The sequence below is a fragment of the Amycolatopsis sp. lyj-346 genome, assembly GCF_046548975.1.
Taxonomy (GTDB): Bacteria; Actinomycetota; Actinomycetes; order Mycobacteriales; family Pseudonocardiaceae; genus Amycolatopsis.
In genome coordinates this window covers 548,885-563,198 of the sequence record NZ_JAJPWT010000001.1, presented here as the reverse complement: position 1 = coordinate 563,198, position 14,314 = coordinate 548,885, and the positions used below count along the sequence as shown (strand labels likewise).

Annotated in this window: 12 protein-coding genes; 6 read left to right on the top strand and 6 right to left on the bottom strand. The window is 71.6% G+C overall.

Annotation, left to right across the window (positions count from 1 at the left end; translation table 11 throughout):
• Positions 1-81: 81 nt before the first annotated feature.
• Positions 82-3,063 carry a PQQ-dependent sugar dehydrogenase gene (locus ACLJQE_RS02755; protein WP_410637315.1) on the top strand — a complete coding sequence of 994 codons (2,982 nt, stop codon included), beginning with the start codon at positions 82-84 and terminating at the stop codon, positions 3,061-3,063.
• A 97-nt stretch (positions 3,064-3,160) separates the two neighbouring features.
• Positions 3,161-3,703, top strand: coding sequence for a L,D-transpeptidase (locus ACLJQE_RS02750; protein ID WP_410637314.1), 543 nt, complete (start codon positions 3,161-3,163; stop codon positions 3,701-3,703).
• 5 nt (positions 3,704-3,708) lie between these two features.
• On the opposite strand, the gene ACLJQE_RS02745 is transcribed toward ACLJQE_RS02750, so the two are convergent.
• Together ACLJQE_RS02745 and ACLJQE_RS02740 are read right to left on the bottom strand one after the other, a co-directional pair.
• Positions 3,709-5,229 carry a 3-hydroxyacyl-CoA dehydrogenase gene (locus ACLJQE_RS02745; RefSeq protein ID WP_410637313.1) on the bottom strand — a complete coding sequence of 507 codons (1,521 nt, stop codon included), beginning with the start codon at positions 5,227-5,229 and terminating at the stop codon, positions 3,709-3,711.
• 37 nt (positions 5,230-5,266) lie between these two features.
• Positions 5,267-5,935: a TetR/AcrR family transcriptional regulator gene (locus ACLJQE_RS02740; protein WP_410637312.1), complete on the bottom strand. Its 669-nt coding sequence runs from the start codon at positions 5,933-5,935 to the stop codon at positions 5,267-5,269.
• A 125-nt stretch (positions 5,936-6,060) separates the two neighbouring features.
• Between ACLJQE_RS02740 and ACLJQE_RS02735 the strand changes: the two genes are divergently transcribed.
• Entirely contained in the window at positions 6,061-6,507 is a 447-nt protein-coding gene (locus ACLJQE_RS02735; RefSeq protein WP_410637311.1) for a nitroreductase family deazaflavin-dependent oxidoreductase, read from the top strand.
• Here ACLJQE_RS02735 and ACLJQE_RS02730 read toward each other — a convergent pair.
• The 4 genes from ACLJQE_RS02730 to ACLJQE_RS02715 all read right to left on the bottom strand — a co-directional run bounded on the left by ACLJQE_RS02730 (position 6,497) and on the right by ACLJQE_RS02715 (position 9,313).
• Positions 6,497-6,694: a hypothetical protein gene (locus ACLJQE_RS02730; protein ID WP_364562909.1), complete on the bottom strand. Its 198-nt coding sequence runs from the start codon at positions 6,692-6,694 to the stop codon at positions 6,497-6,499. The genes ACLJQE_RS02735 and ACLJQE_RS02730 overlap by 11 nt on opposite strands.
• A gap of 9 nt (positions 6,695-6,703) precedes the next feature.
• Positions 6,704-7,369 carry a response regulator gene (locus ACLJQE_RS02725; protein WP_410637310.1) on the bottom strand — a complete coding sequence of 222 codons (666 nt, stop codon included), beginning with the start codon at positions 7,367-7,369 and terminating at the stop codon, positions 6,704-6,706.
• Positions 7,366-8,520 (bottom strand): sensor histidine kinase, encoded by a 1,155-nt coding sequence (locus ACLJQE_RS02720; RefSeq protein WP_410637309.1) that lies wholly within the window; start codon positions 8,518-8,520, stop codon positions 7,366-7,368. Before ACLJQE_RS02720 ends, ACLJQE_RS02725 begins: the two co-directional genes overlap by 4 nt.
• 193 nt (positions 8,521-8,713) lie before the next feature.
• Entirely contained in the window at positions 8,714-9,313 is a 600-nt protein-coding gene (locus ACLJQE_RS02715; protein ID WP_410637308.1) for a hypothetical protein, read from the bottom strand.
• Positions 9,314-9,495: 182 nt separating this feature from the next.
• On the opposite strand from ACLJQE_RS02715, the gene ACLJQE_RS02710 reads away from it, so the two are divergent.
• From ACLJQE_RS02710 to ACLJQE_RS02700, 3 genes are all read left to right on the top strand, one after another.
• Entirely contained in the window at positions 9,496-10,245 is a 750-nt protein-coding gene (locus tag ACLJQE_RS02710; protein WP_043776006.1) for a response regulator transcription factor, read from the top strand.
• A complete protein-coding gene (locus ACLJQE_RS02705; protein ID WP_410637307.1) occupies positions 10,223-11,731 on the top strand; it encodes a sensor histidine kinase in 1,509 nt (502 codons plus the stop codon). Before ACLJQE_RS02710 ends, ACLJQE_RS02705 begins: the two co-directional genes overlap by 23 nt.
• A 171-nt stretch (positions 11,732-11,902) precedes the next feature.
• Complete coding sequence (locus ACLJQE_RS02700) at positions 11,903-13,786, top strand: glycosyltransferase family 39 protein (protein WP_410637306.1); 1,884 nt, start codon at positions 11,903-11,905, stop codon at positions 13,784-13,786.
• Positions 13,787-14,314: the final 528 nt, after the last annotated feature.

Sequence of the window (14,314 nt, the reverse complement as noted above, 5' to 3'; positions counted from 1 at the left end):
CACATTAGGGTCAAGTAATCTGAACTAGTGCAACTGGTCCCCCCGCTCTTGCGACAAAAGATCGCATGGGAAGGGGGCCAGATGGCCGCGCGGAAGCTTCGCGGACTGCTCGTGGCGGTCCTGATCGGTGTGTTGCTGCCTGTCGTGTCTCCGGGTGTCGCGACGGCGGCCACGCTTCCGCCGGGCTTCGTCCTCCAGGACACCGACACGGGACTGGGCCTGTACCAGCTCACCGACTTCGCGTACCTGCCCGACAACTCCGTCGTGGCCACGGCCAAGGACGGCCGTGTCCGCTGGGTGCCGGTCACCGGCACCGGCCGGACGATCGCGACGCTGCCGGTCCGCGCCGACGAGGACCTCGGTCTCGTCGGCCTGGCCGTGGCGCCCGACTACGCGACGTCACGGGCCATCTATCTCACGCGGTCCATCAACACCGCCGGCGGCTTCGTCATGCGGCTGTCAAAGTTCACCGTGACCGTGGACGCGGCGGGCGCGCCGGCCGGCCTGGCCGGTGAGCAGCCGCTGTTCGAGGTGCCGGGCACCTTCAACGTGCACGGCATCAACGGTGTCCTCGCTCCCGCGGACGGGACGCTGTGGCTGTCCATCGGCGACAACAGCGACTACCGGAAGATGGACCCGGGTGCGCTGCGCGCCCTCGACGTCAACCAGCCCTACGGCAAGATCTTCCACCTGACCGCCGGCGGCCAGGGCGTGCCGGGGAACCCCTACTACGACCCGGCCAACCCGGGCTCGACCGCGAGCAAGGTGTTCGCCCGCGGCTTCCGCAACCCGTTCCGCTTCGGCCTCGACCCGAGCCTCGGCCTGCCGGTGGCCGGCGACGTCGGCTGGAGCAACTGGGAAGAGGTCGACGTCGTCCAGCGCGGCGCCAACCAGGGCTGGCCGTGCTGGGAGGGCAACCACCCGACACCGGGCTACAGCGGCCTCGCGGGCTGCGCCGGCGTGCCGAACCAGCCGCCGATCCACGAGTACACGCACGGCACCGGGCCCATGAACGGCAACAGCGCCACCGGCGGCATTGTCTACAGTGGAGCCAGCTACCCGGCGGCCTACCGCGGCTCGTACTTCTTCGGCGACTACGTGGCGAACAAGATCTGGACGCTGCGGTACGACGGCCAGGGCAAGCTGACGCAGGCCCCGGAGAACCCGCCGGTCTTCACCGGCATCGGCGGCCCGGTGAAGTTCGCGGCGGCGCCGAACGGCGACATCGTCTACGCCGACATCCTGTCCGGCAACCTGCGCCGCCTGAGCTACTCGACCGGCAACACCGCGCCGGTGGCCAAGGCCACGACGTCGACGAACCCGGACACCCGCACGGTGTCGTTCGACGGCTCGGCTTCGGTCGACTACGACAACGACGTGCTGAAGTACGACTGGGACTTCGGGGACGGCGCCACCGCCGCCGACGCGGGGCCGAAGGTGTCGCACACCTACGCGGCGGGCACCGCGTCGTTCACCGCGAAGCTGCGGGTCCGTGACCCGCTGGGGCGCACCGGCGAGATCGCCATCGCGGTCGCACCCGGCAACCGGACCCCGGTGCTCACCCTGACTTCGCCCGCGGCCACGACGTTCGCCGTGAACCAGCCGGTCGCCGTCGGCGCCACCGCGACCGACGCCGAGGACGGCGCCCTGCCGATCACCTGGACCACGGCCGTGCGGCACTGCCCGAGCGAAGCGACGTGCCACGCGCACCCGGGCATCGGCGGGACCGGGGCGAGCTTCTCGCAGTCGTTCACCGAGCACCCGGACTCCCGGATGGACTTCACCGCCACGGTGACCGACAGCGCGGGCGTCGCCACGGCCAAGACGTACACGGCCATGCCGCGGCAGCACCGGCTCACGCTGCGCGGCACGCAACCCGCGGCGCTGAGCATCCCGGTGGCGGGCGGGGTCAGCACGGCCATGGTCACCGAAGGCGCTTCCTTCGACGTCGAGGCCGCGCCGCTGGCCATCGACGGCTTCTCGAAGTTCTCCGGCTGGCAGGGCGGTCCTTCGGACACCAGGTGGATCGTCACCGCCGGCACGGCCGACCTGACGCTGACCGCGAACTACGCGACCCCGATCGACCAGCGCTACGACGCCGACCCGGCGTTGCGGGCGAAGCTCGGCGCGCCGGCGACGGCGGAGCTCACCGACGGCCCGGTCCACTACCGGGTGCACGCGAACGGACGGCTTTACTGGAGTGCCGCAACCGGCACCCGGTACGTCACCGGCCCGGTGCTGGACAAGTACCTCGCCGCCGGCGGGCACGGCCTGCTCGGGCCGCCGGCGTCCGACACGTCCACGACTCCGGACGGCGTGGCCCAGTACAACCACTTCGTCGCCAACGGCAACGTGAGCTCGATTTACCACACGGCCGCGACGGGTGCGCGCGTGATTTCCGGTGAGATCCGGAAGAAGTGGGCGGCGCTCGATTACGAGCGTGGCCTGGGTTATCCGACCACGAACGAGCTGGGGACGCCGGACGGAGTCGCTCGCTACAACCATTTCGTGAAGGGTGGCAGTGTCGGGTCGGTTTACTACACGACGGCGACGGGTGCGCGCGCGATTTATGGAGAGATCCGGAAGAAGTGGGCGGCGCTCGATTACGAGCGTGGCCTGGGTTATCCGACCACGGACGAGCTGGGGACGCCGGACAGGGTCGCTCGCTACAACCATTTCCTCAAGAGCGGCACAGTCGGCTCGATCTACTACACGACGGCGACGGGTGCGCGCGCGATCAACGGTGAGATCCGGAAGAAGTGGGCGGCGCTCGATTACGAACGGGGCCTGGGTTATCCGACGACCGACGAACTCGGCACGCCGGACGGCCGCGGCCGCTACAACCACTTCACCGCCGGCGGCTCCATCTACTACACGACGGCCACCGGTGCCCACATGGTGAAGGGCGAGATCCGGAAGCGCTGGGCGGCGCTCGGGTGGGAGTACTCCTACCTGCGCTACCCGAAGTCCGACGAATACGTGACGAACGGCGGGTACCGCAGCGACTTCGAGGGCGGCTACATCACCTACACCTTCGCCGGGGCCCGGGACCACCGCTGGTGATCCGCCACGAAGATTTTCCCCGCCCGCTCAACCTTCGGCCACCACCGCACGTCTTGGGTGGCAGCAAGCAGGGGAACACGAACTTCCGGGGGATCACATGCGCGTGCGGCGCGTTCTGGCTGCTCTGTCCACTTTGGCTGTCGGGGCGGTGCTGACCGCCTGTTCGGCGAGTGGCACGGCGGACGTCCGGCTGGCGGCGGACACGCCTTCGTCCACGCAGGCGTCCGCGGCTCCGGCGACGGCTCCGGCGTCGAAACCGGCCAAGGCGAAGCCGGTGATGGCGGCCGGGGTTCCGTGCACGATCACGGCGAAGGCGTGTGTGTCCCTTTCGGGCAAGCAGGCTTGGCTGCTCGACGAAGGCAAGATCGTGTACGGCCCGGTGAAGATGTTGCCCGGCAAGAAGGCCACCCCGACCCCGGTGGGCAGGTGGCAGGTGGAATACAAGAAGAAGCTGCACCGCAGCAGCGAGTTCAACGGCGCGCCGATGCCGAACTCGGTGTTCTTCGCCCCTGGCGGCATCGCGCTCCACGAGGGCAGCCTCAGCAGGTACTCGGCCGGTTGCGTGCACCTCTCGAACGCGGCGTCGCTGAAGTTCTACAACTCCCTGGAGAAGGGCGACGAAGTCCAGGTCGTCCGGTAAGTCCTCTAGGACGGCCGCAGGTCGGACGGCGTCGTCCCGGGCGCCGTCAACGGCAGGCCGAGGGCGACGCGCTCGGTGAGCCAAGGGCTCGGCCGGTAGCGGGGGTCGCCGGTGGCCGCGGTGAGGCCGTGCAGGATGCGCAGCACCACGTCGCCGCCGACGAAGTCGCCCCAGGCCAGCGGGCCGCGCGGGTAACCGAGGCCGAGGCGGACCGCCGTGTCGATGTCGGCCGGGGTGGCCAGGTGCTGGCCCGCGATGAAGCAGGCCGTGTTGACGATCGACGCCAGCAGGCGCTGCGCGATCGGCGCCGGCCCGTCGCGGACGACCGTCACGGGGCGGCCGGTCGCGGCCAGCGCGCCCCAGGCGGCGTAGCCCGCCGCCGGGTCGAGGCCGGGGTGCACCGACATCGTCAGCCGTCGTTCGTAGCCGCCCAGCGGATCGACGCCGGCGACGCGGGCCGGCGGCAGCCCGGCGCGGGCCGCGGCGTCCACTGTGGACTCACCGTAGAGCGGCACGAGCAGGATCGCGTCCGGGTAGGCGTCGGACACCACGTGCACGCCCGCGGACGACAGCGCACGGGCGAGGTGCTCGTCCGCGGTGAACACCGGGCTCGACGGCTTCGGCGGGGCGGCGGGCTCGGCGTCGACCTGCTGCTCGCCGTCGACGTAGGTGTAGAAGCCCTCGCCGTTCTTCCGCCCGAACAACCCGGCGGCCACCCGCGGCCGGGTCAGCCACGACGGCCGCAGCCGCGGGTCGCCGTGGAAGCCGCTCCAGATGCTTTCCAGGACGGCGTGCGAGACGTCGAGACCGGTGAGGTCGAGCAGCTCGAACGGGCCGAGCTTGAGACCGAGCACGTCACGGGCGATGCGGTCGACGTCGGCGGGCTCGGCCAGCGCCTCGGCGAGGATCTGCAGCGCCTCGGTGTTCAGGCCGCGGCCGGCGTGGTTGACCAGGAAGCCGGGCGCGTCCTTCGCGAGCACCGGCTCGTGCCCCCAGCTCTTGACCAGTTCGAGGGCCTGACCGGGCAGCCAGTCGTGGGTGCGGGCGCCCGGGACCACCTCGACCAGCCGCATCAGCGGCACCGGGTTGAAGAAGTGCAGGCCGAGCAGGCGACCGGGCTCGGTCAGCTCGGCGGCGATCTCGGTGACCGACAGCGAGCTGGTGTTCGTCGCGAAGATCGTCTCCTGTGGACAGACACGTTCGAGGCTCGCGAACAGGGCGCGTTTCGTGGCGAGGTCCTCCCGGACGGCTTCGACCACGAGGTCGACGCCGTCCGCGGGCGCGTCGGGCGCGTCCACGGCGACCAGCCGGGCCTTGACCGCCTGCGGGTCGGCGAGCTTGCCCTTGGCGGCCAGCTTGTCCACCATCCCGCCGACGTACCCGATCGCCTCCGCGACGGCCTCGCGCCGGGCGTCGGCCAGCTCGACGGTCACCCCCGCGGTCGCGGCGAGCTGGACGATCCCGCGGCCCATCACCCCGGTGCCGATCACCCGGATCCTGCCGACCTTCCCGGCCCACCCCGTCACGTCGTGCCGCCTTCCGCCGTTGGACTCTCGCTTCAGCCTAGAGCCCGACGAACTCCGCCATCCGCCTCGCCGAGTGGGCGAAGAACGCGTCGGCCGGGTCGACGCTGCCGACGTACTGGCCGAACAGCTCGAAGCTGATCGCGCCGAACAGCTGGGTCCAGGCCATGAGCAGCCGGGCCACGGTCTCGGGGCCGGCGAGGATCCCGAGGACCTTCGTGAGCGCCTCGGCCTGGGCGCGCAGCTCGGGCGGGACTTCGCTCTCGGCCCGCACCTCGGTGTTCGTGAGCACCTTGACCAGGGCGAGCGCGACCCGGGAAGCCGGCACGACGGTGTCCTGCGGTGCCGCGTACCCGGGGATCGGCGAGCCGTAGATGAGCGCGTACTCGTGGGGGTGGGCTCGAGCCCAGTCGCGCGTTCCCCGCCAGATCGCCAGCCACCGGTCGCGGGGGTCGCCGGTGCCCGGGTCGGCCTTTTCGGCTGCCTCGCCGATCGCGTTGTAGGCGTCGACGATCAGGTCGGTGAGGAGCCGGTCGCGGCTCGGGAAGTACCGGTAGATCGCGGACGACACCATGCCCAGCTCCCGGGCCACCGCACGCAGCGAAAGCCCGTGCGCGCCGACTTCGGCGAGCTGGCGGCGGGCTTCGTCCTTGATCTCCTGGGTCAGTTCGGCGCGGGCACGTTCGCGTGCGGTGCGGGAGGCGGTCATGCGATCAGTGTGCCACGACGAGAGCAGCGCACAAAAGAGAGAGCAGTGCTCTTGACGGTGTGCGACGCTCTGGTGTTCACTGCTCTTAACCGAGAGCGCTGCTCTCCCAAACTTCGGAGGACACCATGACCGGCACCCGCTACATCAAGCCGAAGAAGTCGACCAACGCCTTCAACGAGGTCGTCCGCAAGCTCACCGAGCTGGGGGTGAGCGTCTGGGGGAGCCGGGTGCTGACCGTCGTCGGCCGCAAGAGCGGCGAGCCGCGCTCGGTCCCGGTCAACCTGCTGACCGTCGACGGCGTCCGCTACCTCGTCGCCCCGCGTGGCGAGACGCAGTGGGTGCGCAACCTGCGTGCGGCGGGCCAGGGCACGCTGCGCGTCGGCCGCCGCGTCGAGACGTTCACCTTCCGCGAGCTGGCCCACGACGAGAAGCCGGGCATCCTCCGCGCCTACCTCAAGCGCTGGAAGTTCGAGGTCGGCGTGTTCTTCGACGGCGTCGACGCCAACGCCACGGACGAGAAGCTGCGCGAGATCGCGCCGGGCTACCCGATCTTCGAGATCTTCACGAAGTAGGTTTGCGCCGCGTCAGGTTGGCGGCGACCAGGACCACCCCGACCAGGAACGCGACGAGCCCGATGAGGAACCACAGCTTCTGCCCGGTCATGAAGCTGCCGGTGATGACCCCCACCCCCTGCAGCACCCACACGGCGCCGACGAGCACGAGCACGACCCCGACCGCGAAGGTGATCCAGCGCTTCATCCGCCCAGTCTAAGCAGGCCGCTCGTCCGGGACGAGCTTGTGGCGGTAGGCGTAGACGACGGCGTGCACGCGATCCGGCAGCCCGAGCTTCGAGAGCACCCGCGACACGTGCGTCTTGACCGTCTCCTCGCCGACGTGCAGCTGCCGCGCGATCTCGGCGTTGCTGCAGGCGTTGGCGAGCAGCAGCAGCACCTCGCGTTCGCGGGAGGTCAGCCGGGCCAGCTCCGGGGGTTCGGCGGCCGCGGGTTCGAGCACCGTCGCGAACTTCGCCACCAGCCGCCGCGTCACCGAGGGGTCGATCAGCGCGTCCCCGCGCGCCGCCACCCGCATCGCCGCGACCAGTTCCTCCGGCGCCAGGCTCTTCAGCAGGAACCCGCTCGCCCCGGCCCGCAGCGCGCGGTAGACGTATTCGTCGGCGTCGTAGGTCGTGAGCACGAGGACGCGGGTGTCGTTGCCCGGCGCGGCCAGGATCGCCTCGGTGGCGGCGAGGCCGTCGAGGCGGGGCATCCGGACGTCGAGGACGGCGACGTCCGGGCGCAGGCGCGCGGTCTCGGCGACGGCTTCCCGGCCGTCGGCCGCCTCGCCGACGCAGGTGAAGTCGGGCTGGGTGTCGAGCAGCGCGCGCATCCCGGAGCGGAACATCGCGTGGTCGTCGGCCAGCAGGACGCGGATCATGTGCTCTCCACCGGGAAGGTCGTGCGCAGCTGCCACAGGCCGCCGGTCTCGCCGTAGGACACCTGGCCACCGAAGAGGGTGACGCGCTGCCGGATCCCGGCGAGGCCGCGGTGCGCGTGCTCGGCCGCGGCCGTCCGGTTCGCGCGCAGGCCGTTGGTCACCGTGAGCACGACCTCGGTGCGGCCGTGGTTCAGCTCGACCTCGACCGGGCCCTGGCCGTGGCGCAGGGCGTTGGTCAGGGCTTCCTGGGCGATCCGGTAGAGCGCGATGTCCAGCGAGCCCGGCAGTTCGCGGGACTCGCCGCTCAGCGTCAGCCGGGTCGGCAGGCCGGCCGCGCGGACGGTCTCGACCAGCTCGTCGAGGTTGTCGAGGCCGGGCTGTTCGGCGTTGGTCTCGGCGTGCAGGAGGTCGAGCAGCCGGCGCAGGTCGGCCATCGCCGAGCGGCTGGCCGACTCGACGGCGCCGAGCGACTTCCGCGCCGGTTCGGCAGCGTCGGGAAGGCTGAGCCGGGCGGCGCCGGCGTGCACGCCGATGGCGCTGACGTGGTGCGAGATGACGTCGTGCAGGTCGCGCGCGATGGTGGTGCGTTCCTCGAGGACGGCCCGTTTGACGGCTTCTTCTTCGTGCTGACGGCGTTCGTCGGCCTCGCGCTCGAGATCGGCGATGTAGGCGCGCCGGGCCGTCGTGTACCGGCCGACCAGCCACGGCAGCAGGGCGGAGACGCCGACGTTGATGGCGATGAGCCGCCAGTCGCCGGCCGTCTTCCCGCCACCCGCGATGCAGCCGACGGTGACCCCGGCGATCAGGGCACCGAGCGCGAGCACGGCGGGCCGGGGCCGCAGCCACGCCCCGGCCCGGTAGCCGGCGATGAGGACCCCGGCGTTGTTGCCGGTGACGTACCCCTGGCAGGTGCAGAGAAGGAGCGGAGCACCGGCGAAGAGCACAGCGTGGGCGAGCGCAACCCACCCGGAGTACCGCGCGGCACCGGCCAGCGCGGCGTTGGCGGCCACCCCGCAGAGCAGCACGGCCCAGGCTCGCCACCCGGCCTCGCCGAGCGGACCGCGAAGGAGGAAGAGGGAGGCGTCACCGACGACACAGACGAGCGCGACCAGCAGCGACTGCCGTCTCAGCGACCCCCTGATGTCCTGCACACCCGCCACTTTGCCCTAACCGGCGAGCCGGAGGGACGGGAACGCCCCGATGCGGCGGAGGGGGTGCGCGGCACCGGGACGTTCCCTGTCTGGAGGGGGCGGAGCGCCCCAATGTGGCCTTGGGTGCGTTGGACGCACCGAAGGCCACATTGGGTGCGTTGAGCGCACCGAAGGCCACATTGGGGCGCTTGGGTCAGTTCGTCGGGCGGGCCGAGTAGTCGCCGCGGCGCTGGCCCGGCTGGCGCTGGCCCGGCTCGAAGCCCTTGCCCAGCGTTGTTGCCGTTGCCGTCTGGCCCGCTACCTTGGCCACCACCGTCACGTTCGTGTCGCCCGTCTTCACGTCGCCCGTCTTCTGGGTCGATGCGTCGAGCGTGTACGTCTGCTTGTAGCCGTCCTTGCTGGTCAGCGTCACCGATGTCGCGCTCAGCTCGGTGACGTCGCCCGTCTGCAGCCGCTCGGTCGTGTAGCCGCCGTTGCCGTCCGGCACCACGAAGTCGCCGTGCAACGCCTCTCGCAACGCGGTCATTCCGCCGCCGAAGCCACCGCCGGGGCCGCCCTGGCCGCGGAACTGGCCGCCGCCCGGGCCGCCGAAGCCGCCTGGGCCCTGTGCTGTGTTGCCGGCGCTGCTGGTGCCCGCCCAGATCGCCGCGCCGCCGCCCGCCGCGATCACCACGGCGATGACGGCCGCGATCGCCGTCTTCTTGCCGGACCAGCCCTTCTTCGGCGCCGCCGGGGCCGGGTCGCCCCAGTTGGCGCCCTCGGGCTGGGTGTTCGGCATCGGCTCGGTCGTCATCGTGTCCCTCCGGGTGGTGCCCACACTGGTCCCGCTCAGGTTCACCGCCGCGGCTGTGTTTGCGCTGTGCGGAGCGTCAGCGGCTGCTGTGCCTCCGAAGCGGCCTCGAACGCGCGAACCTTCACAGCAAATGCACAGCGACCACACAGCGAACACCGACGCCGGCCCGCGAGGGTGGCACTATGACCGCTATGAACGCCACGTCACCCGGCCCTGGCAAGGCCGACCTGCGCCGCGCCGACGGGAGCCCGGTCCGGGTCCTCGTCGTCGACGACGAGGCGACGCTGGCCGAGCTCGTGTCGATGGCCCTGCGGATGGAGGGCTGGGAGGTGCGCAGCGCGGGCGACGGCACCGAGGCCGTCCGGATCGCGCGCGACTTCCGGCCCGACGCCGTCGTGCTCGACGTCATGCTCCCCGACTTCAGCGGCCTGGAGGTGCTGCGCCGGATGCGGTCCGAGGCGCCCCACCTGCCGGTGCTGTTCCTGACGGCGAAGGACGCGGTCGAGGACCGCATCGCCGGGCTCACCGCGGGCGGCGACGACTACGTCACCAAGCCGTTCAGCCTCGAAGAGGTGGCGCTGCGCCTGCGCGCGCTGCTGCGCCGGGCGGGCGGGGTCACCGGCGCGAGCGGGTCGACGCTGGTCGTCGGCGACCTCACCCTCGACGAAGACAGCCGCGAGGTGCACCGCGGCGGCGACCTGGTGCCGCTGACCGCGACCGAGTTCGAGCTGCTGCGCTACCTCATGCGCAACCCGAAGCGGGTGCTGTCGAAGGCCCAGATCCTGGACCGCGTGTGGAGCTACGACTTCGGCGGCCAGGCCAACATCGTCGAGCTCTACATCTCCTACCTGCGCAAGAAGATCGACGCCGACCGCGAGCCGATGATCCACACCATGCGGGGCGCCGGGTATGTCCTCAAACCCGCCGGCTGAACCGCGCCCGGCGCGGGCCCGGCGACCGTGGTCGCTGCGGCGGCGGCTGATCGTCCAGCTCGCCGCGCTGCTCGCCCTGGTGTGCGTGGTCGTCGGCGTGGTGACGGAGTTCGCGCTGAGCGAGTTCCTGATCCGCCAGCAGGACGACCGGCTCAAGGCGGCCACCGACCGCGCCGCGCACGGCGGGGAACGGCCGGTGTGGCCGTACGGCGATGCGCCGCCGCCGGATCCGCTGCGCGTGCTCGGCCAGGGCGAAGGCACGCTCGCCGTCGTCCAGGCGGGTGCGGTGGTGCAGGCCGGGGTGCTCGACTTCGGCGCGGGGCCGCCGTCGAAGCACAGGGCGCCGTTCAAGGGCATCACCAAGGACCAGACGCGGACGCTGCTCGCGCTGCCGTCGGACGGGAAGCAGCGCAGCATCGACCTCGGCGGCACCCTCGGCGAGTACCGCGTCGTCTCGACGACGTCGCCCCGCGGGGAAAAGACGGTGATCGGGCTGCCGCTGAAGGACGTCAACGAGACGCTCTGGCAGCTCGGGTTCATCCTCGGCGGCGTCGCACTGGCCGGGATCCTGGTGGCGGGCGCGGTCGGCGCGGCGACGATCCGGCGCACGATGCAGCCGCTCGACCGGCTGGCCGCGACCGCGACGCGCGTCTCCGAGCTGCCGCTGGACCGCGGCGAAGTCGCGCTGTCCGAGCGCGTCCCGGAGGCCGACACCGACCCGAACACCGAGGTCGGCAAGGTCGGCTCGGCGCTGAACCGGATGCTGCAGCACGTCGCGAACGCGCTGTCCGCGCGGCACGCGAGCGAGAACCGCGTCCGCCAGTTCGTCGCGGACGCGAGCCACGAGCTGCGCACCCCGCTGGCGGCGATCCGCGGTTACGCGGAGCTGACCCGCCGCGGTGGTGAGCAGGTGCCCCCGGACGTCGCGTTCGCGATGAGCCGCGTCGAATCCGAGTCGCGCCGGATGACGACGCTGGTGGAGGACCTGCTGCTGCTCGCCCGGCTGGATTCGGGCCGCCCGGTGGTGCACGAGTGGGTGGACCTGTGCCGCCTGGTGGCCGACGCGGTCGCGGACGCGCACGTCGCGGGCCCGGACCACAAGTGGCTGATGGAGGTCCCCGGCGAGCCGATCGGCGTCCTCGGCGACGCGGGCCAGCTGCACCAGGTGGTGATCAACGTGCTCGCCAACGCGCGCACGCACACCCCGCCGGGCACCACGGTGACGACCAATCTGTCCACTTCGGACGGAATCGTCCGGCTCCGGGTGGCCGACGACGGCCCCGGTATCCCGCCGGAGATCCTCCCGGACATCTTCGAGCGCTTCGCCCGCGGCGACAATTCCCGTTCACGCGCGGCCGGCAGCACGGGGCTCGGCTTGGCGATCGTGGCGGCGGTGGTGGGCGCGCACGGCGGCCGGGTCGGGGTGCAGAGCCGGCCGGGGCGGACGGAGTTCGAGATCACCTTCCCGGCTGTCCCGGCTCCCTAGCGCCCCAATGTGGCCTTCGGTGCGTTCAACGCACCCAAGGTGGCCTTCGGTGCGTTGAACGCACCCAAGGCCACATTGGGGCGCTGGGAGGGGCGCTGGGGAGGGCGATGCACAGCCGGTACACAGCTTCGGCACAAGTTCACCACATGCGCCGCCGACACCTTGGATGCCATGACGACCACGCTGTCGGCGCCCGGACACGCCCAGCCCCAGCCGCCCGCTCCCGTCCGGAAACCCCGGTGGGTCAACCCTTCCGTGGCCGCGCTGCTGCTCGGCACCGGCCTGCTCTACCTGTGGGACCTGGCGAAAACCGGCTGGGCCAACGACTTCTACGCGATGGCCGTGCAGGCGGGCACGTGGAGCTGGAAGGCGCTGTTCTTCGGTTCGCTCGATCCGGGCAACGTCGTCACCGTCGACAAACCGCCCTTCTCGCTGTGGATCATGGGACTGTCCGGCCGGCTCTTCGGCTTCTCCAGCTGGAGCCTGCTGGTGCCCGACGCGCTCGCCGGCGTCGCTTCCGTCGGCCTGCTCTACCTCGCCGTGCGGCGGCTTTCCGGGCCCGGCGCCGGGCTGCTGGCCGGGGCCGGGCTCGCGCTGACGCCGGTCGCCGCACTGATGTTCCGGTACGACAACCCCGACGCCTTCCTCGTTCTCCTCCTCGTCGCCGGTGCCTACTGCGTGGTGCGGGCGCTGGAACACGCGAGCACGAAGTGGCTCGTGCTCGCCGGGGTCGCGATCGGCTTCGGGTTCCTCGACAAGATGCTGCAGGCCTTCCTCGTGCTGCCCGCGTTCGTGCTCGTTCACGCCGTCGCGGCGCCGACGTCACTTGGCCGCCGGGTCGGCCAGCTGTGTGCCGCGGCGGGTGCCGTGGTCGTCTCCGCGGGCTGGTGGATCGCGGCCGTCGCGCTGTGGCCGGTCGCGGACCGGCCCTACATCAGCGGCTCGACCGACAACACCGTGCTGGAGCTGGCCTTCGGCTACAACGGCCTCGGCCGGATCTTCGGCGAAGGACGCGGCGGGGGCGGCGGCGGGGCGTTCACGCCGCCGGCCGGAATGGAACTGCCGGCCGGGGGCCGGGGCGGCTTCGGTGGCCAAGCCGGCCTGACTCGCCTGTTCGGCGGCGAGTTCGGTGGCGAGGCGTCGTGGCTGCTGCCCGCCGCGGTCGTCGGGCTGGTCGCCGGCCTGTGGTTCACGCGCCGCGCGCCCCGCACCGACCGCACGCGGGCGGCGCTGCTGCTCTGGGGCGGCTGGCTGGTCGTCACCGCGCTCGTGTTCAGCTACATGAGCGGCATCGTCCACCCCTACTACACGGTTGCGCTGGCCCCCGGGATCGCCGCGACGCTCGCGATCTCCGCGCGGGAACTCTGGCGCGGCCGGGCGAACTTCGCGGCTCGCGCGGTGCTTGCCGTCATGCTCGCGGTGACGGCGGTCTGGGCGTTCGTCCTGCTCGCGCGGACGCCGGACTGGCAGCCGTGGATCCGCTACGTACTGCTGGTGACCGGCGCCGCCGCGGTCGCGGGCCTGCTCTTCGGCGCCGACCGCGTCCGGCGGCTCGGCCCGGTCGTGGCCGTGCTCGGTCTGTGCGGCGCGCTGCTCGGGACGACGTCCTTCACGTTGGCGACGGCCGCGACCGCGCACTCCGGCGGGACGCCGTCGTCCGGTCCCGCCGTCGCAAGTGGACGCGGCTTCGGCGGCCCGCGCGGCTTCGGCGCGGGGGAGACCGACAGCGCGGTGATCGACCTGCTGAAGGGCACGACGACGAAGTGGGCCGCGGCGCAGAGCGGCGCGATGCAGTCGGCGGGCCTGGCGCTGGCGAGCGGACGGCCGGTGCTCGCGATCGGCGGCTTCAGCGGCAGCGACCCGGCGCCGACGCTGGAGCAGTTCCGGCAGTACGTCGCCGACGGCGACGTCCACTACTACGTCGCCGGTGGCCGGGGCGGCTTCGGCGGTGGCCGGGGGACCGCCGGGGAGATCCAGGCCTGGGTCGAGCAGAACTTCGCGCCGCGCACGGTCGGGAGCACGACCGTTTACGACCTCACTAAATCTGTCGTTTGATCGAAATTAGCGGCCGGATCGGATTGTTTCGAGTGTGTTAACAGTCGGGAATCATTTGGCGCATCCGAGACCGGTGCGGTATCGGCCGATGCGGACAGGTGTTCGAATTCCCCAAGCGTGGCCCGAGGGAGCCGAACGACCGTTCGGATCCCTCGGCTCGCCGTCCGTGATGATCTCGGCACTCCCCGCTGCCGCGGTAACGACCAGGGGCCTCGGGGCGTGCAATTGCACGCGCTCCACGCGCACGCGAACCGTGATCTTGGCCGGGCGGCCGACAGAAAACGGGGTGAGGTTGCTCTCGGGCCACCTGGGTCATGCGGCCTGACCCGGCCGGATGTCACTCGTTCGGAGGCAAAGGGCGGACGTTGTGGGGATCTTGTGCTACTCGCTAGGCTCTCCGCCGGGAGAGGGACAGGGGTGGCTGATCCGGTGCGCCGAGTGCTGGGATTTCACTGGTGGTAGGCGCCTCCTGTCCGCGTTCTCTCGCGATGACCCGATCAGGTTCGGCGGAAGTGAGCAGCGATGACC